This is a genomic window from Streptomyces pactum (assembly GCF_016031615.1).
GTDB lineage: Bacteria > Actinomycetota > Actinomycetes > Streptomycetales > Streptomycetaceae > Streptomyces > Streptomyces pactus.
In genome coordinates, this window is the sequence record NZ_JACYXC010000001.1 from 2,898,436 (window position 1) to 2,924,029 (window position 25,594).

Genomic DNA, 25,594 nt, shown 5'->3' on the forward strand with positions numbered 1-25,594 from the left:
GGGTACCGGGAGGAGCCTCAAGCCGCGGCTTGGGCGCCCCGGCCGCGGAGGCCACGGCGCCGGACGGCCCCGGGCCCCGGGCGGCACTGAACGGAGGGCCCCGCGCCACCCGGCCGACGGTGCGGGTGGGCGTCGCGCTCCCGCCGCCGCCGGACGGCCCCGGCGTCACCCGGCCGGGCGCTGAACGGCGGCCCCCGCGCCACCCGGCCGACACCGGACGGACCCCGCGCCACCCGGTCGGCGCCGGGCGGCGCGCTCCCGCCGGCGCCGGGCGACGCAAACCCGGTCGTCGCCGGGGCGGGCCGTGGCCTACCGTGCCGGTCATGCATGTGCTCTCCGTGAACCTCGCCCGTCCGCACGCGGCGGACTACACCGACCGGGACCTCACCGGTATCGACAAACGACCGGCCACCGGCCCGGTGGCCGTGGCCGCCCCGGGCCCCAAGGGGGCCGGGGGCAGCGGGCTGGCCGGCGACGTCATCGGCGATCTGCGGCACCACGGCGGCGACGACCAGGCGGTGTACGCGTACGCGCGCGAGGACCTGGACGGGTGGGAGCGGGAGCTGGGCCGCGAGCTGGCCGGCGGCGCGTTCGGCGAGAACCTCACCACCAGCGGCCTCGATGTGAACGGCGCGCTGATCGGCGAGCGGTGGCGGATAGCGGACGTCCTGCTGGAGGTGACCTCGCCGCGCATCCCGTGCCGTACCTTCGCGGGCTGGCTGCAGGAGCGGGGCTGGGTGCGGCGGTTCACCGAGGCCGCGCTGCCGGGTGCCTATCTGCGGGTGCTGGCCCCCGGCGAGATCCGGGCCGGGGACCCGGTCGAGATCATGCACCGGCCCGACCACGACGTCACCGTCGCGCTGGCGTTCCGGGCCCTGACCACCGAGCGGGAGCTGCTGCCCCGGTTGCCGGCGGCCGGCACCGCCCTCCACCCGGAGGCCCTGGCCAAGGCGGAGAAGTACGCCGCCGAGCGGGCGGGCTGACCGGCCGGCGCGCCCCGGGGTGACCGGGCGCGGCGCCCCCGAGACGACCGGCCGGCGCTCCCCGGGGTGACCGGTCTCCCGCCGGGCTGCCTGGCCCGGGCCCGCTCACCGGGTCCCGGCGCCGGGCGGCTCCGGGCGCGGGCCGCCCCCGGGACGCGGGCCGTCCCCCAGGGCGCCGGCCGTCCGCGGACACCGGCCCCGGGCGGCCGGCACCGCACCGACCCACACCGACCCCGGCACCTACCCCGGGACGGCACCCGGCCGGCCCGGTGCCGTCCCGGGGGCCGTACCGGCACCGGGGCCGCACCGTCCCGTACCCGGCCGCGTACCGTGCGTCCATGACGACTGCATTGATCACGGGTTCCACGGCGGGCATCGGGGCCGCCTTCGCACGCCGGCTCGCCGCCCGGGGCGCCGCTCCGGCCGGGCGGCCCGGCGGCGGTTTCGACCTGGTGCTGGTGGCCCGGGACGAGGAGCGGCTCCGCGAACAGGCGGAGCAACTGCACGACCGCCACGGGGTGGAGGTGGAGGTGCTGCGCGCGGACCTGTCCCGGGAGGAGGGCATCGCCGCGGTGGAGGCCCGGCTCTCCGATCCCCGGCGGCCGGTCGACCTGCTGGTGAACAACGCGGGCTTCGGCCACCGCGGCACCTATCTGGACGTGCCGATGTCGGACGAGCTGGAGATGCTCAAGGTGCACTGCGAGGCGGTGCTCCGGCTGACCACCGCGGCCGTCCGGCCGATGCGCGAACGGGGGCGGGGCGGCGTGGTCAACGTCGCCTCGGTGGCGGCGTTCCTGCCGCGCGGCACCTACGGGGCGAGCAAGGCGTGGGTGGTGCAGTTCACCCAGGGCGCGGCCCGGGACCTGGCGGCTTCCGGGGTGCGGCTGATGGCGCTGTGCCCCGGTTTCGTCCGTACCGAGTTCCACCAGCGGGCCGGCATGGACACCGGCAACATCCCGGAGTGGATGTGGCTGGACGCGGACCGGCTGGTCGCCGCCGCGCTCAAGGACCTCGCCCGGGGCAAGGCGGTCTCGGTGCCGGACGCGCGGTACAAGACGCTGATGGGGCTGGCCAAGCTGGCGCCGCGGAACGCGCTGGGCGGCATCAGCTCGCGCACCGGCCGCCGCTTCGGGCCCCGCTGAGGAGGCACCCGGGGTCCCGCCGCACCCGGTGGCCGGGCCGTCCCCGCGCACGCGGCCCTACCCACGCAGCCCTACCCACGCGGCCGTACCCCCGCCGTACCGCACGCGGCACCGGACGGCCCGCGCCGGACAGCCTGCACCGGACGTCCGCACCGGCCAGTCTGTGCCTGCCAACCCGTACCGGACGGACCGCACCTCACAGGCCGCACCTGACAAGCCGCACCTGACAGGCCGCACCTGGCGGAAACGGTTCACGCGGTCCGCACCGGACGGAGCGTTCCTCACGGAACCGCACCACGCGGACCGCACCCGCCGGCCCGCACCGGCCGCACCGCACGCCCGCTGCCGGCCGGTGCGGCCCGGACACGCCACGGGCCCGGTACCCCCGCTGCGGGGGTACCGGGCCCGTGTGCCGTCCGTCGGTGTCACCGGTCCGGAGTGGCCGGACCGGCGGACCGGGCCCGGACCGGTGGTCCGGGCCGGCGGCGGGTCAGTGGGAGTGACCGTGCCCGTGGCCGTGACCGGCCTCGGCCTCCTCCTCTTCCTTCTTCTCCACCACGAGGGTCTCGGTGGTGAGCAGCAGGGAGGCGATGGAGGCGGCGTTCTCCAGGGCGGAGCGGGTGACCTTGACCGGGTCGATGACGCCGGCCTTCACCAGGTCGCCGTACTCGCCGGTGGCGGCGTTGAAGCCCTGGCCCTTGTCCAGCTCGGCCACCTTGGAGGTGATGACGTAGCCCTCCAGGCCGGCGTTCTCGGCGATCCAGCGCAGCGGCTCGACGGCGGCGCGGCGGACCACGGCGACACCGGTGGCCTCGTCGCCGGACAGGCCCAGGTTGCCCTCCAGCACCTTCACGGCGTGGACCAGCGCGGAACCGCCACCGGAGACGATGCCCTCCTCGATCGCGGCGCGCGTCGCGGAGATGGCGTCCTCCAGGCGGTGCTTCTTCTCCTTCAGCTCCACCTCGGTGGCGGCACCGACGCGGATCACGGAGACGCCGCCGGCCAGCTTGGCCAGGCGCTCCTGGAGCTTCTCGCGGTCCCAGTCGGAGTCCGTGGCCTCGATCTCGGCCTTGATCTGCGCGACGCGGCCGGCCACGTCCTCGGCGTTGCCCGCGCCGTCGACGATGGTGGTGTCGTCCTTGGTCACGGTGACGCGGCGGGCGGTGCCCAGCACGTCCAGGCCGACCTGGTCGAGCTTGAGGCCGACCTCCTCGGCGATGACGGTGGCACCGGTGAGGGTGGCGATGTCGCCCAGGATCGCCTTGCGGCGGTCACCGAAGCCGGGGGCCTTGACGGCCACCGCGTTGAAGGTGCCGCGGATCTTGTTGACCACCAGGGTGGACAGCGCCTCGCCGTCCACGTCCTCGGCGATGATCAGCAGCGGCTTGGAGCCACCCGCCTGGATGACCTTCTCCAGCAGCGGCAGCAGGTCCTGGATGGAGGAGATCTTGCCCTGGTTGATCAGGATGTACGGGTCGTCCAGGACGGCCTCAAGACGCTCCTGGTCGGTGACGAAGTACGGGGACAGGTAGCCCTTGTCGAAGGCCATGCCCTCGGTGAAGTCCAGCTCCAGACCGAAGGTGTTGGACTCCTCGACGGTGATGACGCCGTCCTTGCCGACCTTGTCGATCGCCTCGGCGATCAGCTCGCCGACCTGCTTGTCCTGGGCGGACAGCGCGGCGACGGCGGCGATGTCGGACTTCTCGTCGATCGGGCGGGCGGTGGCCAGCAGCTCGTCGGACACGGCCTTGACCGCGGCGTCGATGCCCTTCTTCAGGGCGGCCGGGGAGGCGCCGGCGGCGACGTTGCGCAGACCCTCGCGGACCAGCGCCTGGGCCAGCACGGTGGCGGTGGTGGTGCCGTCACCCGCGATGTCGTTGGTCTTGGTCGCCACCTCCTTGACCAGCTGCGCGCCCAAGTTCTCGTACGGGTCCTCGATCTCGACCTCACGGGCGATGGTGACGCCGTCGTTGGTGATGGTCGGGGCGCCGAACTTCTTGTCGATGACGACGTTGCGGCCCTTGGGGCCGATCGTCACCTTCACGGTGTCGGCAAGCTTGTTGACGCCACGCTCAAGGGCGCGACGGGCGTCCTCGTCGAACTTCAGGATCTTCGCCATGGGAGCTCTCTTCGGGTCCTCGGATTGCGAGACCGGCCACGCCGGCGGCGGCCGTCATCGTTCAGAAAAGCGAACTGCGCCCCCCGCCCCGGCCACGCAGTGAGTGAACACGGCAGACGCGGGGACCAGGGGCGCAGTTCAGGACAGTCTCGGTGACTTACTTCTCGATGATCGCGAGCACGTCGCGAGCCGAGAGGACGAGGTACTCCTCGCCGTTGTACTTCACCTCGGTGCCGCCGTACTTGCTGTAGAGCACGACGTCGCCGACGGAGACGTCGAGCGGAAGACGGTTGCCTTCCTCGAAGCGGCCCGGGCCCACGGCCAGGACGACGCCCTCCTGGGGCTTCTCCTTGGCGGTGTCCGGGATGACCAGGCCGGAGGCCGTGGTCTGCTCGGCGTCGAGCGGCTGGACCACGATGCGGTCCTCAAGCGGCTTGATGGCAACCTTGGAGCTGGCGGTCGTCACGATCCGACCTCCCCCTTCGGAGATCTCACGGGGTCAATTGATCTGAGGTGGCGACCAGGTGGATCCGTCGTCGCGGGTGCCGGACCTGCCCGTCGCTGTGTTTGGCACTCCCCACTGCGGAGTGCCAGCCCTGAGCCTAGGACGCGGTTAGCACTCAGTCAACTAGAGTGCCAATCCGGCGGGCGCGTCGGTCTCCGCGTGCGCCCCCTCGGCCCCCCGCGCCCACCGCGGCACCGGCTCCGACCTGCACCGACCTGCTCCGGCCCGCGCCGAACCGCGCCGACCGGCCGGCCGTGGCCGGGGTGCCGCCGGACGGGCGAGGTCGCCGGCGTCCCCGGCCCGGTCCGCCGACCGGGAGAATGGGGCCGTGGATGCTGACGCCTTCGACCGACTCCTCACCCCCGAGGGGCAGCGGCTCCTGACCGAGCTGCGCGACTACGACCCGGCCCGGGAGCTGGCCACCGCCACCCGGCTGCGCCGCGACCACCCGGCCGAGCTGGTCTCGGCGGCGCTCGGCCAGGCCCGGCTGCGGCAGCGGGCGGTGGCGAAGTTCGGCCCGGAGGCGTACCGGATGTACTTCACGCCGGACGGGGTGGAGCAGTCCACCCGCGCCTCGGTGGCCGCCCACCGGGCGCGGCGGTTCGCCGCCCTGGGCCCCGCCTCGGTCGCCGACCTGTGCGGCGGCATCGGGGGCGACGCCATCGCGCTGGCCCGGGCGGGGATGCGGGTGACCGCGGTGGACCGCTCCCCGCTGGCCTGCGCGGTGACCCGCGCCAACGCGGCGGCGCTGGGGCTGTCGGAGCTGCTGGCGGTGGAGTGCGCGGACGTCACCGGGTACGACCCGGCCGGTCACGAGGCCGTCTTCGTGGACCCGGCGCGCCGCGGCGGTGGCCGCGGGCGGATCTTCGACCCGGAGTCCTACTCGCCGCCGCTCTCCTTCGCCGTCACCGCGGCCCGGTCCGCCCGCTGGGGCGCGGTCAAGGTCGCCCCGGGCATCCCGCACGAGGCGGTGCCCGAGGACGCGGAGGCGGAGTGGATCTCGGACGGCGGTGACGTGAAGGAAGCGGTGCTGTGGTTCGGCACCGAGCCGGGGGCGCGGCGCGCCACGCTGCTGCCCGCCGGGACCACGCTGACCGGCCGCGGTCTGCCCGACCCGCCGGTCCGGCCGGTCGGCCGCTACCTCTACGAGCCGGACGGCGCGGTGATCCGGGCGCACCTGGTGGCGGAGGTGGCCGAGGAGGTCGGCGGAGGGCTGATCGACCCCACGATCGCCTATGTGACGGCCGACGAGCCGCGGCCGACCCCGTACGCCACCCGGTACGAGATCACCGATGTGCTGCCGTTCCACCTCAAGCGGCTGAAGGCGCTGCTGCGCGAGCGGGAGGTCGGGACGGTGACGGTGAAGAAGCGCGGCTCGGCGGTGGAGCCGGAGGAGTTGCGCCGGAAGCTGAAGCTCTCCGGGCGCAACGCGTGCACGGTCTTCCTCACCCGGGTGGCGGGCGCCCCCGGCATGCTGCTGGGCCACCCGTCCCCGGACCCGGCCACCGGACCGTCCGCCACCGCGGCCACCGGCCCGGCCACCGGACCGTCCGCCACCCCGGGCGCACCGGCCGGCCCGGGCCCGGCCGCGGCCTGAGGGCGGGGCGGGCGCGCCGGCCGCACCTGCCGGCGGGTGCCGCACCCGCACACCCCACGGCGCCGGGGGCCCGGCCGACGTACGGACGGATAGGCCTGGGGCGCGGGCCCCTGCCGGTGTACGGGGGCCGGGGTACGTGTCCAGCCGGTGTACGGAGGGCGGGGTACGTGTGCTGCCCGTGTACGGAGGCCGGGGCGAGCCCGGTCCGCGTACGGAGGCCGGCCGGGGCCCTACCGGCCTGCGGAGGCCGGGGCGTGGGCCGGCGACCGTCCCGCCGGGGCGGTCCGCGGCCGGCGGGGCGGTCCGCGGCCGGCGGGGCGGTCCGCGGCCGGCGGGGCGGTCCGCGGCCGGCGGCTAGGGTGGCCGCCATGGAGAACCACGTCTTACCCCAGGCACTGTCCCCGGTGGCGCTCGGCGCCGGCGGCGGCGAGTGGGTACCGGTGACCACCGGCGAGTCGGGGGCCGCCGTGTTCCGTGACGCGGACGCCACCCGGTACGCCAAGTGCGTACCCGCCGCGGACGCCGGCGACCTGGCGGCCGAGCGCGACCGGGTCGCCTGGCTGAACGGCCGGGACGTCCCGGGGCCCCGGGTGCTCGACTGGCACTCCGGTCCGGCCGGCGCCTGCCTGGTGACCGCTGCCGTCCCCGGGGTGCCCGCCGACCGGCTGGCGCCCGCGGACCTGCGGGCCGCCTGGGGGCGGATCGCGGACGCGGTCCGCCGGCTGCACGGACTGCCCGCGGCGGAGTGCCCGTTCCGCCGGGACCTGGACACCATGGTCGCCCTGGCCCGCGACGTCGTGGCCCGGGACGCGGTGAACCCGGAGTTCCTCCCCGACGACCAGCAGGGCACGCCCGGCACCGAACTGCTGGCCCGCCTCGTCCCCCAGCTGGCCGAGCGGCGGGCGCAGGAGGCCGCCGACACGGTCGTCTGCCACGGAGACCTGTGCCTGCCCAACATCATCGTCGACCCGGACACCGGGGACGTGTCGGGCTTCATCGACCTGGGCCGGCTGGGGACGGCCGACCGCCACGCCGATCTGGCGCTGCTGCTCGCCAACGCCCGGGAGACCTGGGAGGACGAGGAGCGAGCGCGGGCCGCGGACGCGGCGTTCGCCGAGCGCTACGGCACCGCCCCGGACCCCGCCCGGCTCCGCTTCCACCTCGACCTGGACCCGCTCACCTGGGGCTGACGCCCACCCGCGGCGGCGTCCGGCGAGAACGCCACGGGCCCCGGACGCCGGCCGGCCTCGTTCCGGCCGGGGTCCGGGGCGCTCGGCGGCGCCCCCCCGGGCGTCCGCGGGTCAGCGGGCGGCGGCCCGCTGGTAGGCGCGCGCGGTCAGCGGTATCACCACCGCCAGCAGCGCCGTCAGCGCCACCAGCGACACCAGCACCGGGTGTTCGGCGGGGAACGCGCCGCTCACCCGGGTGGTGGGGTTGCCCCACAGTTCGCGGCAGGCGCTGACGACCGAGCTGACCGGGTTCCACTCGCTGATGACCTGGAGCCACTTGGGCAGCCCGTCCGGCGGGACGAAGGCGTTGGAGAGGAAGGCGAACGGCATGACGATGAACATCGCCAGCTGGTTGACCACCTCCGGGCTGCGCACCACCAGGCCGATCAGCGCGCCCAGCCAGCACATGCCGAAGCCGAGCAGCAGCAACAGCACGAAGCCCAGCAGGGCCCGGCCGATCCCCTCGTGGGCGCGCCACCCTATGGCCATGCCGACGGCGGCCATCACCACGCAGCTGAGCGCGGTCATCGCCAGGTCCGAGACGGTCCGGCCCAGCAGCACCGCGTAGCGGGACATGGGCAGCGAACGGAACCGGTCCACCAGCCCGTTGTTCAGGTCGGCGGCGACGCCGGCCGCGCTGGTGCCGACCGCGGAGAGCATCACCTGGGTGAAGATGCCGGCCATGATGTACTCGCGGTAGCCCCCGCCGCCGGGCACCGTCATCGCGCTGCCGAAGAGGTAGCCGAAGACCAGCACCATCACCACCGGCCCGAGGGTCACGCCGAAGAGCTTCTCGGGGACCCGGGCGATGTGCCGCATGTGGCGGCCGGTCAGGATCAGGGTGTCGTTGATCAGCTCGCTCATGACGCGGTCCGCTCCTCCGCCTTACCGGTCCCGGCCTGCCCGGTCCCGGCGTGCTCCGTCTCCGTCCGGCCGGTCCCGGCCCGCTCCGTCCCGGCCCGCTCCGTCTCCGTCGGGCCGGCCTCCGCCTGCCCGGGCTTCGCCTGCCCGGCCTCCGTGCGCCCGGCGGCGGGCCGTCCGGCGTCCGCGCCGCGGCCGGTGAGGGAGAGGAAGACGTGGTCCAGCGACGGCCGGCGCATCGCGAAGTCCACCACCTCCACCCGGTTCTCCCGCAGGGCGTTGGCGGTGTCGGCGATCGCGTCGATCCCGGACTCCACCGGCGCGGAGACGGTACGGCCGTCCTCGCCGACGGTGACCCGGCCGACCGCCACCTTCTCCAGCAGCGTGGCGGTCGCGGCGGCGTCCGCGGGGTCCGCCAGGGTGACCTCCAGCACCTCCCCGCCGACCGTGCGCTTGAGCTGGTCCGGGGTCCCCTCGGCGATGAGCGTGCCCTGGTCGATCACCGCGATCCGGTCGGCGAGCTGGTCCGCCTCCTCCAGGTACTGGGTGGTGAGGAGGACCGTGACGCCCTTGGCGACCTGCTCGCGGACCATGTCCCACAGCGTCATCCGGCTGCTCGGGTCCAGCCCGGTGGTCGGCTCGTCCAGGAAGAGCACCTCCGGATCGACCAGCAGGCTGGCGGCGAGGTCCAGGCGCCGGCGCATGCCGCCGGAGTAGCCCTGGGTCACCCGGTCGGCCGCCCCCGCCAGTTCGAACTTCTCCAGCAGCTCGGCGGCGCGCTCCTGGGCGCGCCGGCGCCCCATCCGGTAGAGCCGCCCGATGAGCACCAGGTTCTCGCGGCCGGTGAGCTTCTCGTCCACCGCCGCGTACTGCCCGGCCAGGCCGATCCGCTCACGGACCTGCCGGGACTGGGTGGCCACGTCGTACCCGGCGACCCTGGCGCGTCCCTGGTCGGGCGTCAGCAGCGTGGACAGGATGCGGACCGAGGTGGTCTTCCCCGCGCCGTTGGGCCCCAGCAGGCCCAGCACCGTGCCGCGCGGCACCGTCAGGTCCACGCCGCGCAGCGCCTCGTGCTGCCGGTACCGCTTCCGGAGTCCCTCTGCTTCGATCGCCGCTTCCATGTACCCGCCTCAAGGAGTTCGCTTCCGCCCCACCGTGGCACCCGGCGTGACCGGGAGATGCGAAGTGACCGGAAACTGCCAGCGGAAGCGGAAGGGTTCGCACCGCACAGCGGCCCGGTCACCGCCGTATCGTCACCGCTCCACCGCGGCCTCACCGCCGCATCCGCGCCGCGTCCGGGTCCGACTGCCGGAGCCCCGTACGGCCGATACACGGCCGCGTCCCCGGGCCGTACGGGCGGCCGGGCACCGGGGCCGCGGGCGCCCGAGCCCCGGCCTTCGGCGGGCGGTACGCCCGAGGTGGGCGCCGCGGGGACGGGTGCCTGTAGACGGCACCTTCCTGCCACGGGCGGAGGACGGCGCCGACGTCCGGGCCGGCCCCGCCGGCCGGTCCCCGTGCCCGCCGCGACCGTGCCCGCGCGCCGGCCGGACGGCGCATCCCGGCGACCGGGCACCGCACCCCGGCCATCGGACACGCCGCCGGAGCGGCAGGGAACGGGCAAGGAACGGGCAAGGAACGGGTGTCGGCCGACCGTTCGGGACGTCCACTCCGATGCCGTCCAGTCCTTTTTCGGCCGGATTCGGCGGCGCCTTCGCGCTCGCGGTTGCCCTCGCGGCTGTCCCCGTGGCGGCCTCCGTCGCGGCTCTCCTGGACGGCCTCCGCCGAGGCCCTCCGAGCTGCCCCCGCCGCCGCCGCGGCGCCGGCAGCGCCCGGTCGCGTCCTGCCGGTGCCCGCCGCTCCCCCGCGCCCCGGTCGTCCGGGAATACCGGCGACACCGGCCGCCTCACGGGAACCGGGCACCGTCGGCACCGGCCGCACCATCGGAACCGGGCTCCGGCGGCGCCGGCGGGCACCGCCGCGCAGGAAGCTGCCATCGGCACGGCACACCACTGACACCTTCCTGACATGCACATATCGGCGCGTTGTCTTCCGTCACTAATGTGCGGCACCATGGCCGCCTTTTCGAGCAACACCGCGCCGGACGCCTCCATGGTCGGCGAACTCGCCATCGCCGATCCGGCGCTCGCCGCCCGGCTGGCGGACGGGTTGCGGGAGGCGGAGGAGCGGCTCCGCGGGTACGGCGCCGAGGCGGGCGACCCCCGGGTCGCCGAGATCGTCGGCCATCTGATCGGCACCGGGGGCAAGCGGCTCCGCCCCATGCTCGCCCTGCTCGGCGGGGAGTTCGGCACCCCGGACCCGGTGGTGACCGTCAAGGCGGCGGCCCTGGCGGAGATCGTCCACGTCGCCTCGCTCTACCACGACGACGTGATGGACCAGGCCCGCACCCGGCGCGGCGTGCCCAGCGTCAACGAGCGCTGGGGGAACCGTACGGCGGTACTGGCCGGCAACTGGCTGCTCGCCAAGGCGGCCTGGCTGGCCGCCGAGCTCGGTGCCGAGACCGTCCGGCTCCAGGCCCGGGTCACCAACCGGCTGGTCCACGGCCAGGTCCGGGAGCTGGCCGGCTCCTACGACGGCCAGGACGCGCTGTCCCACTACTTCAACGTGGTCTCCGGCAAGTCGGCGGCGCTGATCGCGATGGCGCTGCAGATCGGCGCGGTGCAGGCGGGGGTGGCGGACGCCGAGGTGCAGGCGCTCGCGGAGTACGGCGAGCACCTGGGCGTGGCCTTCCAGATAGCCGACGACATCCTCGACATCACCTCCTCCTCGGCGGTCCTCGGCAAGGAACAGGGCAAGGACCTCGCCATCGGCGTCGCCAGCCTCCCGGTGCTGATCGCGCTGACCGACGACGGCCCGGAGACCGCGGAGCTGCGCCGGCTGCTCACCGCCGGACGCGCCGGATCCGCCGGCGCCCCGGAGGCCGGGGGCCCGGGCAGCGGCCCGCGCGCCGGGGGTCCGGGGACCACGACCCTGCCGCACACCGTCGCCCTGCTGGAGTCCACCGGGGTGCTGGACCAGGCCCGGTCGATGATGCACGACCGCCTCGCCCGCGCCCGGGTCTCCCTGGCGCTGCTGCCGGACGTACCGGCCAAGCAGGTGCTGCACTCGCTCTGCGACTTCGTGGCCCGCCGGGACCACTGACCACCGCCGCGCGCAGGGGGCCGCGGCCACCCCCGCAGGGGCCACCGGTCCCACCCGTAGGGGCCACCGACCACCCCGTAGGGGCGACCGGCCACCTCCCATAGGGGGCCACGGACCGCCCCGTACGGGCGGCAGGCCACTTCCCGTAGGGGCCACCGACCGCCCCGACGGGCGGCCGGCCACTTCCCCGTACGGGCCTGAGGCCCGTGCACCGGCGCCTCTGGCCGCCGTCCTACGACCATCGGCGGACGCCGCTCACGCCACCGGCCCGACGCGCCGGCCCGCGGCCGCCCCGTACCGTCGGGGGCATGACCGACGCACCCGACACGAAGACGAGCACCCCCGCCTCCCCGGCCGGGACGGCCGGCACCGCACCGCACTCCGCGTCACCGCTCGACCTCGACGCCTATCTGGCCCGCACCGGCTGGTCGGGGGAGCGCCGGGCGACCGTGGAGACGCTGCGTTCGCTGCACCGGGCGCATCTGGAGGCCATCCCGTTCGAGAACCTGCAGCCGCTGCTGGACACCGCGCCCTCGCTGGCCCTGCCGGACCTCCAGGACAAGCTGGTGCGCAGCCGGCGCGGCGGCTACTGCTTCGAGCAGAACACCCTCTTCACCGCGGTGCTGGAGGCGTTCGGCTTCCGCGTCACCCGCTTCGCCGCCCGGGTGGTGCTGGGCGCCGGGCCCGGGGACGTCCGGCCGCGCACCCACATGACGCTGGCGGTACAGGTGCCCGCGGCGGCCCCCGGCGACCCGGTCCGGACCTACCTCGCCGACGTCGGATACGGCAGCGTCGGCGGTCTGTACGAGGCGATACCGCTGGTGGCGGACGTGGAGGTGGCGGACGGAGTACGGTCGCACCGCCTGATCCGCCGGCCGCACCACGGGCCGTCGGACCTGTGGACGCTCCAGGCCCGCCAGGGCGGGGTGTGGACCGACCAGTACACCTTCACCGAGGAGCCGTTCGAACACCCCGACTTCGAGGTGTTCAACTGGCACGTCGGGACCAATCCGCGCTCACCGTTCCGGTACAGCCTGATCGCCCAGCGGACCTTCCCCACCCGCCACCTGGCGCTGCACAACCGCACCGTGGTGGAGACGCGCGAGGACGGCTCGGCCGAGGAGCGGCGGCTGGGCGACGACGAGGACCTGGTGGCGGTCCTGGCCCGCGACTTCGGCATCGAGCTGCCGCCGGGCACCCGGTTCCCCACGGACCTCACCGGCGCCTGACGGACGGCCTCGCGACCGGCACCTGACGACCGTTTCCCGGCCGCCCCGCGCCCGCCGGCCGCCTCCCGGCGCCGGCCCCGCACCACCGGCACCCTGACGGCCGGGCCCGGACCGCCGGCACCTGACGACCGTTTCCGCCCGCCCGCCGGGGCCCCGTGGCCCGGCGCCGCGGGACCCGGTGGCCCGGCGGCTCAGCGGTGGGCGCCGCCGCGGGGGCGCGCCGGCGGGCCCAGTTCACGGATGACCAGGCGGTAGAAGTCCGCCGCCTTCAGCAGCCCGGCCCCGCCCATGACGGCGAGGACCGCCCCGAGGCCGAGGGCGGCCGGGAACGACAGGACGCCGGGCGGGCCGGAGAGCGCCGCGGTGAGCCCGAGGGCCAGCCCGCCGCCGCACACCGCCAGGGCGGAGAGGACCAGCAGCCGGGCCTGCCGGGGCACGTACCAGTGGGCCCGGCGGTCCGGGTCCCGGTCGAGCAGGGCCCAGCGTCGCAGCTCGGCGCGGGCCCGCAGGTCCTCGCGGGCCGCCTGCCCGAGTGCCAGGGCGGACGGCGCCGCCAGTGCCCCGGCCAGCAGCAGACAGCCACCGCCGGCGGCCGCCCCGAACACGTCGCCGTCCGCGAGGTAGCCGACCCCCGGCACGGCGAGCAGCCACCCGACCACCAGCAGCGCCGTGCCGAGCCACAGCAGCAGGGTGCGGCGCTCGGCGAGGTGGTGACCGGCCAGCTCGGCCAGCGCCCGGCTCCGCGCGGCGCGCAGCGCCTCCCGGCCGGGGCCGAAGGCCGTGCCCGGCTCCGTCGGCGCCACGTCCGCGGGGGGCCGCCCGGACCGGGCCGCCGGGACGCCGGGGGCGTCCGGGCCGTCCTCCGGCGCGGGGCAGGCGGACGGCGGCGGGGACAGGGGCGGGAACGGCGGTGCCGGGCACGGGGACGAGGGCGTACGAACGCTCATACCATCAGTCTGCCGGGCGCCTGATGAACACCTGGGGGCAGGGAGCGGTCAGGACCGCGCAGAAGCCGTCACCACCCGAGCGAGAAACGGTCGCCACCTCACGACGCCCGGTCGCCGTGCGGCGGACCGGGGCTGCGGAGCCCCGGGACGAGAACCGGTCCGTCCGTCGCGCCGGCCCCCGAGGACTCGCCCGCCCCGAGGACGCGTCACCCCCGGGCACACGCCCGCCCTGACACCGCGTCGGCCGCGGAGACTCGTGGGCCCGGCAGGCCGCGGCGCGGCGGGAGCGGGCCCGGCGCGACGGCGGGAGCGGGCCCGGCGCGACGGCAAGTGCGGGCCCGGCGCGGCGGCAAGTGCGGGCCCGGCGCGGCGGCAAGTGCGGGCCCGGCGCGGCGGCAAGTGCGGGCCCGGCCCGGCGTCGCGCCGCGACCACACCGCGAGCGGCATGCCCCGCCCGTCGGCGCCTCGGCATCGCGGACCAGCGGGACGGGGGGGGGACACCCCCGGGCCGGGCACCGGTGGATCGCCGCGTACGCTGCGGGCTCCGGCGGCCCCCGGCCCCGGGGCCGGGCCCGCCGGCGAGCCACCCCCGCCGCGCCGCCGCACCACGGGTGGCTGCCGGAATCCGGGGGCCGGGGGACATCGGAACAGTGCCGGAGGAGTGCGGTATGTGGGTGCGGCGAGTGATCGAGCTGACCGGCTGGGAGCCGCTCGGGCTCTCCGTGGACTGGCCTGCCATCGAGGGCGAGCTGGGTTTTCCACTGCCGGCCGACTACAAGGAGCTGTACGAGGCGTTCGGCGGCGGCACCTTCAGCGAGTGCGTCTTCTTCATGGGGCGTGACCCGGGTGTCTCGTTCGACCTCCTGGAGGTCTGGCGGCACTCCCTCGCGGTGGAACGGGACGGCAGGTACGGCGACGTCTCGGCCGTCGACCCCTACGCGATCTACGCTCCGGGCGGCACCGGGCTGGTCCCCTGGGGCGCCACCGAGTGGGCGGACCAGTACTTCTGGCTGATCGACGCCGAACGGCCCGGCACGTACCCCATCCTCGTGCGGGGCGACGGCGGCGGTCCCTTCGAGCGCTACGAGATGTCCACCGCCGAGTTCCTGTACCGGGTCCTCGCCGACGCCGATTTCCTGCCGTACGGGATCGCGCGGTACGGAATCGAACCGGCCTTCGAACCTCCCGCCGGCACCGGCGGCTGACGGCACGCCGTTGACCGGCACGCGCCCGCGGCCCGGCACACCCGCGGCCCGGCACGCCCGCGGCCTCGCGGGTCCGGGTCCGTGGCCAGGGCCGGGACCGGGGCCTCGGGCCGAAAGCCGGGACCGGGCCCGGGTCAGCCCTGCGGGCCGGCGGGGACCTGCTCGAAGCGCCAGCGGTGCACCGGACGGCTGATCAGCTCGGCGGGCGGCGCCGGGAGTTCCGGGACCTCGGCGTCGTGGGCCGCGTCCCACCAGGTGATGACGAGCACCCGGTCCTGGGGGGCGCGGAAGGTCTCCCGGCGTACCGGGGCCGGGTCGAGGTCCTGCCGCCGGGCCCAGTCCAGGAGCTCGGCCCCCCGGCCGTCGGCCGCCCGGGCCTCCCACATCAGGGCTACGGTCATCGCGTCGGGTGTCCTTCCGGGACGGAACGGTCGTGGCGGCGGGGCCGGCGGGTACGGGCCGGTACGGGTGGTCCGGCGGGCCCGGGTGCGCCGGGCCGGCACCGGCGACCGGCACGGACCGGGCCGGCGGGGCCGGAGCCGCCGGGCCTGAGCGGCGGGACCCGGCCGGCGGCGGCTCGCGGCGGCACCGGCCGTCCCGCCACCGGCCCGGTCGCCGGCCGCGCCCCGCTCAGGAGTAGAGGTTGTCCTTGCTCAGCTCGTGGAAGTGGTCGTGGGAGTGCGCCGCTCCCCCGCCGTGACCGTGACCGGCCCCCTGGCCGTGACCGTGCCCGTGGCCGCCGTCCTCGTCGTGGTCCTCGCCCGGCACATGGGGGTCGGTGACCGGCAGGGAGGAGTCGGCCGACAGGTCCCAGCCGGAGGCCGGCCGGTTGCGGGCGACCATCTCGGCGCCCAGCGCCGCCACCATGGCGCCGTTGTCGGTGCACAGCTTGGGCCGGGGCACCCGCAGCCGGATGCCGGCGTCCTCGCAGCGGCGCTCGGCCAGGGCGCGCAGCCGGGAGTTGGCGGCCACCCCGCCGCCGATCATCAGGTGGTCCACGCCGTTGTCCTTGCAGGCGCGGACGGCCTTGCGGGTGAGCACGTCCACCACGGCCTCCTGGAAGGACGCCGAGACGTCCGCGACCGGCACCTCCTCCCCGGCCGCGCGCCTGGCCTCGATCCAGCGGGCCACGGCGGTCTTCAGGCCGGAGAAGGAGAAGTCGTAGGCGGGGTCGCGGGGGCCGGTCAGCCCGCGCGGGAACGCGATCGCGTCCGGGTCGCCCTCGCGGGCCATCCGGTCGATGACCGGGCCGCCCGGGAAGCCCAGGTTGAGCACCCGGGCGATCTTGTCGAACGCCTCGCCGGCCGCGTCGTCGATGGTCGAGCCGAGCGGCCGGACGTCGGAGGTGATGTCCGGCGCGAGCAGCAGCGAGGAGTGCCCGCCGCTCACCAGCAGCGCCATGGTCGGCTCCGGCAGCGGCCCGTGTTCGAGCTGGTCCACGCAGATGTGCGAGGCGAGGTGGTTGACCCCGTACAGCGGCTTGCCGAGGGCGTAGGCGTACGCCTTGGCGGCGGAGACGCCCACCAGCAGGGCGCCGGCCAGGCCGGGGCCGGCGGTGACCGCGATGCCGTCCAGGTCGGAGGCGGCGACGCCGGCCTCCTTCAGCGCCCGCTGGATGGTGGGGACCATCGCCTCCAGGTGGGCGCGGCTGGCCACCTCGGGGACCACACCGCCGAACCGGGCGTGCTCGTCCACGCTGGAGGCGACGGCGTCGGCGAGCAGGGTGTGGCCCCGGACGATGCCGACGCCGGTCTCGTCGCAGGAGGTCTCGATGCCGAGGACGAGCGGTTCGTCGCGGGAGGCACGCACGGTGCGGGAGCCGCGGGAGTCAGCCATGGGTCCGGGTTCCTTGTGTTCCTGGTGTTCCTGATGAGCCGGGCGCCGGGCCGGTGGCGTCCGGCGCGCCGAGGGAGGACAGGCGCATGACGAGCGCGTCCACGTTGCCCGGCTGGTAGTAGCCCCGGCGGACGCCGATGGGCTCGAAGCCGAAGCGTTCGTACAGGCGCTGGGCGCGGGCGTTGTCCACCCGCACCTCCAGCAGCACCTCGTGGCATTCGAAGGCGGTCGCGGCCCGGAGCAGGTCGGTGAGGAGCCGGGCGCCCAGGCCGGTGCCCCAGTGGTCGCGGGCGGCGGCGATGGTGAGCACGTCGCCGGTGCCGTCGACGGCGGCCAGACCGGCGTACCCGGCGATCCGCCCGCCGCCGACCGCCACCGTGTAGTGCCGGGTGGCCGCGGGGCCGCGGGCCCGGGCCAGGTCGGACCAGAACATGCCGGCGGACCAGGCGTCCTCGGGGAACAGATCGCGCTCCAGCTCCAGCACCGGCTCGATGTCCCACCAGCGCATCTCCCGGAGCACCACGGACCCGCCGGGGCCGGGGTCCGCGCCGGGCACACCGGATCCCGGGGCGCCGGGGACCGGGGCACCGGGGTCGCGGGAGCCGGCGGCCTGCCGCCGCGGGGCGCGGTCGGGGTGGTTCACGACGGGGTGACCACCTTGTAGTTGGCGGGCACCTTGGCGTCCGGGCGGCGCAGGTACAGCGGCCGGTCGGGCAGGAAGCCGCCCGACTCCACGGTCTCCCCGGCGGCCAGCTTCTCCGCCGCCAGGGCGGCGAGCGCCCCGGCCGACTGGTGCTCGGGCATGCCCGGCGGCACCTCGCCGAGGTGCTCCGGGTAGAGCAGCGCGCCGGCTCCGACGGCGGGCAGACCGCGCAGCCGCTCGGCGATGTCGGCGGGCCGGTCCACGGCCGGTTCGGTGACCCGGGTGCGCGGGGAGTCGTAGCGGGCCCAGTAGACCTCCTTGCGCCGCGCGTCGGTGGCGACCACGAACGGCCCGGTCAGCCCCGCCCGCCCGGCGGCGTGGGCGATGCCGTCCAGCGAGCACAGGCCGTACACCGGTACGTCCAGCGCCGCGCCGAAGGTGGCCGCGGTGACCAGCCCGACCCGCAGTCCGGTGTACGGGCCCGGTCCCACGCCGACCACGATGCCGGTGACGTCCGGCAGCCGCCGGCCCGCCTCGCCCAGCACCCGGTGGACGGCGGGCAACAGCAGTTCGCCGTGGCGCCGGGCGTCCACCCGGGTCGATTCGGCGAGGACGTCGTCGCCGTCGTGCAGGGCGGCGGTCACGGCGGGGGTGGCGGTATCAAGGGCGAGCAGCAACACGGGAACAGCCTACGGCGCCCCGCGCACCACCCGTTCGCGGTACCGGCCCGGGGCCCGCGTCCGACGGGCCCCTTGCGGACGTCAGGGGCGCGCGTCCGACGGTCTCGGGGGCGCGTGTCCGGCGGAGTCGGGGGCGCGTGTCCGGCGGAGTCGGGGGCGCGTGTCCGCAGGAGTCAGGGGCGCGTCCGACGGTCTCGGGGGCACGTGTCCGGCCGGGGCGGGGCCGGCCCGGCCGTACCCGGGGGGCGCGTCCGCCGGCATCAGAGGCGCGCGTACACCGGGGTCAGGGGCGCACGCCCGCCGGTCTCAGGGGCGCACGCCCGCCGGAGTCAGGGGGGTCGTCCGCCCGGCCTTCCGGGGGCGCGTCGGCCCGGCCCGGTGGCCGCCGGAGCCGCCGGCGCGTGCCCGTGGAGCACACCCGCCGCGCACCGGCCGTACGAGCACACCGGCGTGGCGGCCGGGTGCTACGGTCACCGTTACGGGAGTTCGGGTGCACGGCCGTACGAGAGGTGACGCAGGTGGCACGGAGTAGCGCCGGACCGGCTGTGGCGGGGCTGACCGCGGGGGCACTCGCCATCGTGGGCTTTCTCGCCTTCCAGGCGTCGGCCACCGCGCCGGACCACCCCACCCAGGCGCGGGGCGACTCGCACAGCTCCGCCCCCGGCAACGGCGGCAAGAAGAAGTCCCCGTCCTCCACGAAGGTGCCGGCCGACTCGGGCACCGGCCGCCGCGTGGTGTACCAGCTGGAGTCCCGGCGGGTGTGGCTGGTCGGCGCGGACGAGCGCACCATCCGCACCTACCCGGTGGCCCCCAGCTCGGTGGACCCCGACCCGGGCGCCTACGCCGTCACCTCGCGGAACATGAGCCTGGTCGGCTCGGACGGGGTGCAGGTCGAGCACGTCATCGTCTTCCACCAGGAGGACGGCATCGTCTTCGGCTTCAGCGCGGCGCTGGACGGCTCGCTGCCCAACCCCAAGGCCCGGAAGAAGACCGGCGCGGTCCGGCAGACCCGCCCGGACGGCAAGGCGCTGTGGGACTTCGCGCTGATCGACACCAAGGTCGTCGTGGTGCGCTGACCCGCGCACGGCTCCGGGGCCCGCGCGCCTCCCGGCGTACGTCCCTCGTCCCTCCACACCGCACGCCGTCCCGCGCCGACCGCTCCCCCGCGCGCGCCGGTGCCCTCCTCGCTGCTCCGGGCCACCGCCGATCCGGCCACCACCGATCCGGGCGCCGGCCTCGGCACGAGGGACGTCACGCACCGCCGCCCCGGACGCGGGCGCCGCTCCGGCACATCGATGTCCGGGACACGGACGCCGGTGTCCCGGGGGCGGGGGGTGTCCCGGGGACGGGCGGAAGTGGCCCGGGGACGGGCGGAACGGTTCGGGCGGAACGGTCCGGGAAATCGCCCGAACGGATTACGCGGCGTCCCGGGTCGGGGGTATCACCGGTGCGGTGGGCCGCTGCCGGGCGCGCCGGGCACGCTCCTGCGGCGCGCCGTCGCCGGCTTCCTCGCCCGCCTCTTCGGCCCCCGCCGCACCGGGCGGGGTGGAGACCGCGTTGGCGGCGGCGCAGGACGCCAGCAGGTCGCGCATCGACGGCTGCTCGTCGCGCCGGATCGGAACGGCAGGGGGCTCTTGCGCCGACATGGATGCCTCCTGTGGGGCCTGGGAGTCCCGAGGGCTGCGGGGGACGGACGGTAAAGTTAGGTAGACCTAACCAGCCCTCTCCCTTCCCATGTGACCACGCCCGGCACCCGCCGCGCAACATCTTCCCGACAGCTTGTCGGAAACGATGAGCCCGAGGTGACCGGGTGCGGTCGTCCCGTGGCAGGGTGCGCTGCCGGCGACGCCTCCGGCCAGGTCGGCGCGGCGACGGTCCGCCCCTCCGTCGCTCCTGCCCCCGGCGCGGCGGCGGACACGGGGGCGCGAAGCGAGCGGCGGGCCGGCGGGGAGCGGTGCGGTGGCCGGACCGTACGACCGGTCGGCAGGTGGGTGGGTCGGCGGGTGGCTCGGCGGCCGACGGGCGCGGCGCCGGACCGGGGCGACAGACCGGCGACGGACGGTCGGACCGCACGCCGGACGGGCGGACAGCGCGCCGGGCCGACCGGTCCAGGTCGAAGGGCAGTGCGGCCCGGTCGGTTGCGCCGGGGCGGGGCGGGGGTGCCCGGCCGGCGGACCGGCTCGGGCCAGGACAGGCCGGCCGGCTCATACGAGCCCGACGGCCCAGCCCAGCAGGGCCGGGGCGGTCGTGACCGGGCCGACGGGCCCGACCAGCTATCGGGCCCGGGCGGTCCCGGCCGGGCCGACGGGCCCGACCGGCAATCGGCTCGGGCCGGCTCAGGCCGGCCCGGGTCAGCCCGTCAGGACGAACGGGCAGGGCGAGGTCGGACCGTCAGTGACGAACGGGCAGGGCGGGGTCAGACCGTCAGGACGGACAGGTCGGCGCCGGCCCAGCGCGGGCCCACCCCGATCACCGTCACCCGGCGCACATCGGCCGCCGGGGCCGCGTCCTCGCCCGGACCGCCCGGCACCGCTCCCGCGCCGGCCGGCACCCCGTCGGCCGCTCCCGCACCGGCCGCTTCCGCGCCGGCCGGTTCCGAGGTGGCCGCTTCCGCGCCGACCGCCCGGGCGATCACCACGTGCAGCCGGTCCTCGGACAGCTCCTCGACCTTGCCGTCGCCCCACTCCACGGCCACCACGGAGTCGGGCAGCGAGACGTCCAGGTCCAGGTCCTCCATCTCGTCCAGCCCGCCGCCCAGCCGGTAGGCGTCCACGTGGACCAGCGGCGGGCCGTCACCGAGCGAGGGGTGGACACGGGCGATGACGAACGTCGGGGAGGTGACGGCGCCGCGCACGCCCAGCCCCTCGCCCAGGCCCCGGGTGAGCGTCGTCTTGCCGGCGCCCAGCTCACCGGTGAGCAGCACCAGGTCGCCGGGGCGCAGCAACCCGGCCAGCCGGCGGCCCAGTTCCCGCATCCGCTCCGGCGTGGTGACCGTCACCTCGGTACGGGCGGTGGCGGGCGCCGGGCCGCCGGGTGCGAGGGCGGGGGGCGGGGGGTGGTTGTCGCGGTGGGTACGGCGGGCGCGACGGGGGGAACATGCGCCGCCGCGGCGTGCGGGTCGTTCATACCGGCCGATGGTACGGGGCCCCGTCGTGCCGTGCGGCGGCGTACGCCTCCGCCCTGGCGAGCAGGTGGGCCAGGTGGTCGCCGACCAGTTCCGGGTACTCCAGCATCACCAGGTGCCCCGCCTCGGGCACGATCACGAGTTCCGCGCCGGGCAGTGCCTCGGCGATGGCCGTGCTGTGCTCACTGGGGGTGATCAGGTCCTCCTCGCCGGCGAGCACCAGGACCGGCAGGCCGTCGAAGGCGGACAGCGCCGCGGACTTCTCGTGCTGGACGAAGGCCGGGTAGAACTCCGCGACCACGTCGATGGGCGTGGCCTCTATCAGGCGCTCGGCGAACCGGGCGACCCCCGGATCGACCTCCTTGGACCCGAACGAGTACCGCTTGACCAGCCCGGCGAAGAGGTCGGCGGTGACCCGGCGGCCCCGCTCGACCAGGTCCACCTGGGAGCCCAGCACGCGCAGCAGCCCGGGGAGCACCCGGCGGGCCGCCTTCACCCCGGCCACCGGCAGCCCGAAGCTGACGTCCGCGAGCCGGCCCGCGGAGGTGCCGACGAAGGCCGCGCCGACGACCCGGTCGCGGATCAGCTCGGGGTGGTGGGCGGCGAGCGCCATCATCGTCATGCCGCCCATCGAGTGACCGACCAGGACCACCGGCCCCTCCGGCGCGGCCGCCTCGATGACCGCCTTCAGGTCGTGGCCGAGCTGGTCGATGGTGACCGGGGTGCCCGGGTCCCGCTGGGCGCGTCCGCGTTCGGAACGGCCGTGGCTGCGCTGGTCCCAGAAGACGGTACGGACCGCCCCGCGCAGTGCCGCGCGCTGGAAGTGCCAGGAGTCCTGTGCCAGGCAGTACCCGTGGCTGAAGACCACGGTCAGCGGCGCGTCGGGCCGGGGTCCCTCCGCCGCCGCCACGGGGGAACGCTCCTCGGACGGCGGGGTGGCGGGCCGGGGCACGGCGGGCACGGAGGCGGGCACGGGCTCCGCGCCGAGGTCCTGGCCCAGGTCTCGGCCGAGATTCCGGCCGGGGGCCTGCCCCGGGCCCTGTCCGGTGCCGTCCGGACCGGCCTCGCCGATCTCGTCGATCTCGTAGTGGAGTTCGGTGCCGTCGTCGGCGACGGCGGTTCCGGGGGTGCCGCGCAGCGTGCCGAACGGGCCCGCCGCGTCCAGCGCCAGCCGCGCCTTGTGGCGCACCCCGCGCCCGACCAGCGCCCGTTCCAGGGCGACGCCGGCCGCGGCGCCGGCGGCGGCCACACCGATGGCGGCACCGGCGACCGAGGCGTTGCGCCGCCAGCCGCTGGTCCACGCCGACGCTCCGTCGCCCATGGGTCAGCCCCCCGTGGCCGGCTGCGGCCCGCCCGTGACGCGCGCCCCGCCGGTCATGGTCGCCGCCGCTCCGGCCGCGCCCACCGCGCCGGTCCCGTGGGCGTCGCTCTCCGCGTCGCGGTAGACGCGCGGCACCCGGGCGCCGATCCGGGTGACGATCTCGTACGCGATGGTGCCGACGGCGTTGGCCCAGTCCTCGGCGGTCGGCTCCCCCCGGTCACCCGGCCCGAAGAGCACCGCCTCGTCGCCCACCTCGGCGCTGTCCCCGCCGAGGTCCACCACGAACTGGTCCATCGCGACCCGGCCGGCCACCGTCCGCCACTTGCCGGCCACCAGCACCGGCCCGCATCCCGAGGCGTGCCGCGGGATGCCGTCGGCGTACCCGGCCGGGACCAGGGCCAAGGTGGTCTCCCCCGGGGTGGTGTAGTGGTGCCCGTAGCTCACCCCGTGGCCGCCGGGCACCCGCTTGACCAGCGCCAGCGAGGCGGTCAGGGTCATCACCGGGCGGAGCCCGAAGTCCGCGGGGACGCCGAGTTCCGGGCTCGGGGAGATCCCGTAGATGGCGATGCCGGCCCGGACCAGGTCGAAGTGGGCGTGCGGCAGGGTCAGCGTCGCCGGGGAGTTGGCGATGTGCCGGACCTCGGGGGTCAGACCCCGCGCCGTGGCGTACCCGGTCATCTCCCGGAACGCGGTGAGCTGGGCGTCGATGGAGGGGTGCCCGGGCTCGTCGGCGCAGGCGAAGTGCGACCACAGCCCGGTCACCCGGACCGTGCCGTCGGCCTCGGCGGCCCGGGCGGCGTCGACCAGCTCCGGCCAGTCGCCGGGCTGGCAGCCGTTGCGGCCGAGCCCGGTGTCGGCCTTGAGGTGCACCCGGGCCGGGCGGCCCACCGCGCGGGCGGCGGCGACGGCCTCGCGCAGCGCCCACAGGCCGCTGACCGACACGTCCACGTCGGCCTCGACCGCCTCGCGCCAGGGCCCGCCCGGGGTCCACAGCCAGCACATCAGCCGGCCGGAGTCACCGGCCGCGCGCAGGACGAGCGCCTCGTCCGGGGTGGCCGTGCCGAGCCAGGTGGCCCCGGCCTGGCGGGCGGCGCGGGCGCAGCGGACGGCCCCGTGGCCGTAGGCGTCCGCCTTGACCACGGCCATCACCTGGACCCGCGGCCCGACTCGTTCCCGGACCGCGCGCACGTTGGCGCGCAGCGCGGCCAGGTCGATCTCGGCGCGGACCCGCACCGGCGGCACCGCGGCGGCGGAGGACGTATTTCCGGAAGTCGCAGTCATCCCCGTCAGTGTCTCAGGACGGCGCGGCGGGGCGTCCGCGGCATCCCCGCCCGGTCCCTGATCCCCTCTGCCCCGGCGCCCGGCGCCCGGCCCCCCGGCGCCCCGCCCGCCGCGCAGCCGCACCCCGCGCGTACGGTCCCGGGCCCACCCGCACCCGCCCGTGCCGGGCCCGGCGGCGCCCAGGTCTGCCCGTGCCGGGCCCGGCGGCGCCCGCGCCCCCACGCGTACGGTCCGGGGACGGGCGTACGGCCCGGACGGCGGCCCGCACCCGCCGCCCACCGCGCCCCCGGCCGGGCGTACGGTCCGACCCCCGGCGCCCCCGGCCCGCCTGCCCCCGGCCCCCGCCTGCCCGGTCCGCACCCCGACCGGTCCGTGTTCCGCACCCCGCGCCCCTGGGGCCCACCCGGACGGCCGGTCCGGGTACCGCCGGACGGCCCGGGGACACGCCCCGGGGGGTCCCGTTCGAGTGGCACTCCGCCGCTCCTCCAGCCGGCCGGGGGAAGATCACGCGGCGCATCGCGGCCGTACTGCGGCCCTACGACCGGCCGCCCGGCCCCGGACCACCCCTGACCAGGCACCCGGACCCCGGACCGGGCCCCGGCCCGGACCGTGCGGCACCGGACCGCCCGGCCCCGGAAGCCACCCGGTCCAGGCCCGGCTCCACTCAGGGGACCCGGATCCGGACCCCCGACCGGGCGGCGGTCCGGGCGGCCCGGGCGGTCCCCGGCGGCATCCGGCCCGCCCACCCCGGCGGACGGGTGCCGGACCTCCGGCCCCCGGCCGACCCCGGACCACCCCGACCGCCGGTGCGCCGCGCTGTCGTTCCACCGATCTCCGCCGTGCCCGCGAGGAGGGCTCATGACCGTCCGCCCCATGCCCGTCGACCACCAGGTGGGGCACGAGCAGTACAACCCGCTCACCCTCCGGCTGTACGACACGCTGGTGTACGGGCTGACCTGCCCGCTGTTCTGGAAGGTCCCGGAGAGTGCCCTGCTGCGGTTGTACGAGCGCAACATCGCCGAGACGCACCTGGACATCGGGGTCGGCACCGGCCGGCTGCTGGACCGTTGCGCCATGCCGGTGGACCGGCCGCGCATCACCCTGTTCGACCTCAACCCGCACTGCCTCGCCCACGCCGCCCGCCGGCTGGCCCGGTACGAGGTGACGACCCACCTGGGGAGCGTGCTGAAGCCGTTCCCGCGGCTGGTCGGGTCCCACGGTTCGGCCGCGCTCAATCTGATGCTGCACTGTGTGCCGGGCGACATCCCGGAGAAGGCCATCGCCTTCGACCACACCGCCGGCTGCGTCCGCCCCGGCGGGAAGATCTTCGGCAGCACGGTGCTCTCGCGGGGCGTTCCGGTCACCCGCCGCGCCCGGTTCGCGCTCGGCCGGCTCAACGCCGTCCGCAGCTTCCACAACACCGAGGACGACCTGGAAGACCTCCACGAGCAGTTGGAGAAGCGGTTCTCCCGGTACCGGGTGACGGTCTACGGCTGCGTCGCGCTCTTCGAGGCCACCGTGGACTGACCGCGACCGACCCCCGACGCCCGGACTCCGCCCGGCGCGCGACGCCCACGGCGACCCCGGCCGCCACGGCGCGGCGGGCATCCACGACACCCCGGCCCCCACGGCGCGACCGTCCACGGTGCCGCGGACGCCCACGGCGACGGCGCGGACGGCCACGGCACGGCGGGCCCGCACGGCGACGCGGCGGGCCGGCGTTGGGAGACTGT

Annotated in this window: 22 protein-coding genes; 9 read left to right on the plus strand and 13 right to left on the minus strand. The window is 76.5% G+C overall.

Annotated features, from left to right (window positions below):
• Positions 1-323 precede the first annotated feature (323 nt).
• Both IHE55_RS11225 and IHE55_RS11230 read left to right on the plus strand, forming a co-directional pair.
• Entirely contained in the window at positions 324-983 is a 660-nt protein-coding gene (locus IHE55_RS11225) for an MOSC domain-containing protein (RefSeq protein WP_197988900.1), read from the plus strand.
• A gap of 338 nt (positions 984-1,321) precedes the next feature.
• Positions 1,322-2,125: an SDR family NAD(P)-dependent oxidoreductase gene (locus IHE55_RS11230; RefSeq protein WP_197988901.1), complete on the plus strand. Its 804-nt coding sequence runs from the start codon at positions 1,322-1,324 to the stop codon at positions 2,123-2,125.
• Positions 2,126-2,615: 490 nt separating this feature from the next.
• Here IHE55_RS11230 and groL read toward each other — a convergent pair whose 3' ends face one another.
• Both groL and groES read right to left on the minus strand, forming a co-directional pair.
• Positions 2,616-4,244 (minus strand): chaperonin GroEL, encoded by a 1,629-nt coding sequence (groL, locus tag IHE55_RS11235; RefSeq protein ID WP_197988902.1) that lies wholly within the window; start codon positions 4,242-4,244, stop codon positions 2,616-2,618.
• A 157-nt stretch (positions 4,245-4,401) separates the two neighbouring features.
• Positions 4,402-4,710 (minus strand): co-chaperone GroES, encoded by a 309-nt coding sequence (gene groES / locus IHE55_RS11240; RefSeq protein ID WP_197988903.1) that lies wholly within the window; start codon positions 4,708-4,710, stop codon positions 4,402-4,404.
• A 367-nt stretch (positions 4,711-5,077) separates the two neighbouring features.
• Here groES and IHE55_RS11245 point away from each other — a divergent pair, with 367 nt between their 5' ends.
• Both IHE55_RS11245 and IHE55_RS11250 read left to right on the plus strand, forming a co-directional pair.
• A complete protein-coding gene (locus IHE55_RS11245; RefSeq protein WP_197988904.1) occupies positions 5,078-6,346 on the plus strand; it encodes a class I SAM-dependent methyltransferase in 1,269 nt (422 codons plus the stop codon).
• A gap of 368 nt (positions 6,347-6,714) precedes the next feature.
• Entirely contained in the window at positions 6,715-7,536 is an 822-nt protein-coding gene (locus tag IHE55_RS11250; protein WP_197988905.1) for an APH(3'') family aminoglycoside O-phosphotransferase, read from the plus strand.
• A 111-nt stretch (positions 7,537-7,647) separates the two neighbouring features.
• Here IHE55_RS11250 and IHE55_RS11255 read toward each other — a convergent pair whose 3' ends face one another.
• Both IHE55_RS11255 and IHE55_RS11260 read right to left on the minus strand, forming a co-directional pair.
• Entirely contained in the window at positions 7,648-8,439 is a 792-nt protein-coding gene (locus IHE55_RS11255; protein ID WP_197988906.1) for an ABC transporter permease, read from the minus strand.
• Positions 8,436-9,557: an ATP-binding cassette domain-containing protein gene (locus IHE55_RS11260; RefSeq protein WP_197988907.1), complete on the minus strand. Its 1,122-nt coding sequence runs from the start codon at positions 9,555-9,557 to the stop codon at positions 8,436-8,438. Before IHE55_RS11260 ends, IHE55_RS11255 begins: the two co-directional genes overlap by 4 nt.
• A 949-nt stretch (positions 9,558-10,506) precedes the next feature.
• On the opposite strand from IHE55_RS11260, the gene IHE55_RS11265 reads away from it, so the two are divergent.
• A complete protein-coding gene (locus IHE55_RS11265; protein ID WP_197988908.1) occupies positions 10,507-11,595 on the plus strand; it encodes a polyprenyl synthetase family protein in 1,089 nt (362 codons plus the stop codon).
• A gap of 308 nt (positions 11,596-11,903) precedes the next feature.
• Entirely contained in the window at positions 11,904-12,824 is a 921-nt protein-coding gene (locus IHE55_RS11270) for an arylamine N-acetyltransferase family protein (RefSeq protein WP_197988909.1), read from the plus strand.
• A gap of 191 nt (positions 12,825-13,015) precedes the next feature.
• Here IHE55_RS11270 and IHE55_RS11275 read toward each other — a convergent pair whose 3' ends face one another.
• Entirely contained in the window at positions 13,016-13,771 is a 756-nt protein-coding gene (locus IHE55_RS11275) for a hypothetical protein (RefSeq protein WP_197988910.1), read from the minus strand.
• A 668-nt stretch (positions 13,772-14,439) separates the two neighbouring features.
• On the opposite strand from IHE55_RS11275, the gene IHE55_RS11280 reads away from it, so the two are divergent.
• Positions 14,440-14,976 carry an SMI1/KNR4 family protein gene (locus tag IHE55_RS11280; RefSeq protein WP_197988911.1) on the plus strand — a complete coding sequence of 179 codons (537 nt, stop codon included), beginning with the start codon at positions 14,440-14,442 and terminating at the stop codon, positions 14,974-14,976.
• Positions 14,977-15,110: 134 nt separating this feature from the next.
• Here IHE55_RS11280 and IHE55_RS11285 read toward each other — a convergent pair whose 3' ends face one another.
• From IHE55_RS11285 to tsaB, 4 genes are all read right to left on the minus strand, one after another.
• A complete protein-coding gene (locus IHE55_RS11285) occupies positions 15,111-15,377 on the minus strand; it encodes a hypothetical protein (protein ID WP_197988912.1) in 267 nt (88 codons plus the stop codon).
• Between the two features lie 229 nt (positions 15,378-15,606).
• The gene (gene tsaD / locus IHE55_RS11290; protein ID WP_197988913.1) at positions 15,607-16,812 is read right to left on the minus strand and encodes a tRNA (adenosine(37)-N6)-threonylcarbamoyltransferase complex transferase subunit TsaD; all 1,206 of its coding nucleotides are present in this window, start codon (positions 16,810-16,812) and stop codon (positions 15,607-15,609) included.
• Positions 16,805-17,320 carry a ribosomal protein S18-alanine N-acetyltransferase gene (rimI, locus tag IHE55_RS11295; protein ID WP_197991936.1) on the minus strand — a complete coding sequence of 172 codons (516 nt, stop codon included), beginning with the start codon at positions 17,318-17,320 and terminating at the stop codon, positions 16,805-16,807. Before rimI ends, tsaD begins: the two co-directional genes overlap by 8 nt.
• 131 nt (positions 17,321-17,451) lie before the next feature.
• The gene (gene tsaB / locus IHE55_RS11300) at positions 17,452-18,135 is read right to left on the minus strand and encodes a tRNA (adenosine(37)-N6)-threonylcarbamoyltransferase complex dimerization subunit type 1 TsaB (protein WP_197988914.1); all 684 of its coding nucleotides are present in this window, start codon (positions 18,133-18,135) and stop codon (positions 17,452-17,454) included.
• 518 nt (positions 18,136-18,653) lie between these two features.
• Here tsaB and IHE55_RS11305 point away from each other — a divergent pair.
• Positions 18,654-19,211, plus strand: a complete 558-nt coding sequence (locus tag IHE55_RS11305) for a hypothetical protein (protein ID WP_197988915.1) — start codon at positions 18,654-18,656, stop codon at positions 19,209-19,211.
• Positions 19,212-19,550: 339 nt separating this feature from the next.
• Here IHE55_RS11305 and IHE55_RS11310 read toward each other — a convergent pair whose 3' ends face one another.
• The 4 genes from IHE55_RS11310 to alr all read right to left on the minus strand — a co-directional run bounded on the left by IHE55_RS11310 (position 19,551) and on the right by alr (position 23,861).
• The gene (locus tag IHE55_RS11310; protein WP_197992317.1) at positions 19,551-19,781 is read right to left on the minus strand and encodes a hypothetical protein; all 231 of its coding nucleotides are present in this window, start codon (positions 19,779-19,781) and stop codon (positions 19,551-19,553) included.
• A 770-nt stretch (positions 19,782-20,551) separates the two neighbouring features.
• Positions 20,552-21,133, minus strand: coding sequence for a tRNA (adenosine(37)-N6)-threonylcarbamoyltransferase complex ATPase subunit type 1 TsaE (gene tsaE / locus IHE55_RS11315; protein WP_504740314.1), 582 nt, complete (start codon positions 21,131-21,133; stop codon positions 20,552-20,554).
• Positions 21,134-21,257: 124 nt separating this feature from the next.
• Positions 21,258-22,580 carry an alpha/beta fold hydrolase gene (locus tag IHE55_RS11320; protein WP_197988916.1) on the minus strand — a complete coding sequence of 441 codons (1,323 nt, stop codon included), beginning with the start codon at positions 22,578-22,580 and terminating at the stop codon, positions 21,258-21,260.
• A gap of 3 nt (positions 22,581-22,583) precedes the next feature.
• On the minus strand, positions 22,584-23,861 hold the full coding sequence (gene alr, locus IHE55_RS11325; protein ID WP_197988917.1) for an alanine racemase: 1,278 nt from the start codon (positions 23,859-23,861) through the stop codon (positions 22,584-22,586).
• Between the two features lie 858 nt (positions 23,862-24,719).
• Here alr and IHE55_RS11330 point away from each other — a divergent pair.
• The gene (locus IHE55_RS11330; protein WP_197988918.1) at positions 24,720-25,388 is read left to right on the plus strand and encodes a class I SAM-dependent methyltransferase; all 669 of its coding nucleotides are present in this window, start codon (positions 24,720-24,722) and stop codon (positions 25,386-25,388) included.
• Positions 25,389-25,594: the final 206 nt, after the last annotated feature.

Coding starts and splice junctions, on each gene's coding strand:
- IHE55_RS11230 (WP_197988901.1), top strand. CDS start 1,322: ATGACGACTGCATTGATCACGGGTTCCACGGCGGGCATCGGGGCCGCC.
- IHE55_RS11265 (WP_197988908.1), top strand. CDS start 10,507: ATGGCCGCCTTTTCGAGCAACACCGCGCCGGACGCCTCCATGGTCGGC.
- IHE55_RS11260 (WP_197988907.1), bottom strand. CDS start 9,557: ATGGAAGCGGCGATCGAAGCAGAGGGACTCCGGAAGCGGTACCGGCAG.
- IHE55_RS11270 (WP_197988909.1), top strand. CDS start 11,904: ATGACCGACGCACCCGACACGAAGACGAGCACCCCCGCCTCCCCGGCC.
- IHE55_RS11250 (WP_197988905.1), top strand. CDS start 6,715: ATGGAGAACCACGTCTTACCCCAGGCACTGTCCCCGGTGGCGCTCGGC.
- IHE55_RS11225 (WP_197988900.1), top strand. CDS start 324: ATGCATGTGCTCTCCGTGAACCTCGCCCGTCCGCACGCGGCGGACTAC.
- groL (WP_197988902.1), bottom strand. CDS start 4,244: ATGGCGAAGATCCTGAAGTTCGACGAGGACGCCCGTCGCGCCCTTGAG.
- IHE55_RS11285 (WP_197988912.1), bottom strand. CDS start 15,377: ATGACCGTAGCCCTGATGTGGGAGGCCCGGGCGGCCGACGGCCGGGGG.
- IHE55_RS11280 (WP_197988911.1), top strand. CDS start 14,440: ATGTGGGTGCGGCGAGTGATCGAGCTGACCGGCTGGGAGCCGCTCGGG.
- IHE55_RS11310 (WP_197992317.1), bottom strand. CDS start 19,781: ATGTCGGCGCAAGAGCCCCCTGCCGTTCCGATCCGGCGCGACGAGCAG.
- IHE55_RS11330 (WP_197988918.1), top strand. CDS start 24,720: ATGACCGTCCGCCCCATGCCCGTCGACCACCAGGTGGGGCACGAGCAG.
- alr (WP_197988917.1), bottom strand. CDS start 23,861: ATGACTGCGACTTCCGGAAATACGTCCTCCGCCGCCGCGGTGCCGCCG.
- IHE55_RS11320 (WP_197988916.1), bottom strand. CDS start 22,580: ATGGGCGACGGAGCGTCGGCGTGGACCAGCGGCTGGCGGCGCAACGCC.
- IHE55_RS11275 (WP_197988910.1), bottom strand. CDS start 13,771: ATGAGCGTTCGTACGCCCTCGTCCCCGTGCCCGGCACCGCCGTTCCCG.
- tsaD (WP_197988913.1), bottom strand. CDS start 16,812: ATGGCTGACTCCCGCGGCTCCCGCACCGTGCGTGCCTCCCGCGACGAA.
- rimI (WP_197991936.1), bottom strand. CDS start 17,320: ATGCGCTGGTGGGACATCGAGCCGGTGCTGGAGCTGGAGCGCGATCTG.
- IHE55_RS11255 (WP_197988906.1), bottom strand. CDS start 8,439: ATGAGCGAGCTGATCAACGACACCCTGATCCTGACCGGCCGCCACATG.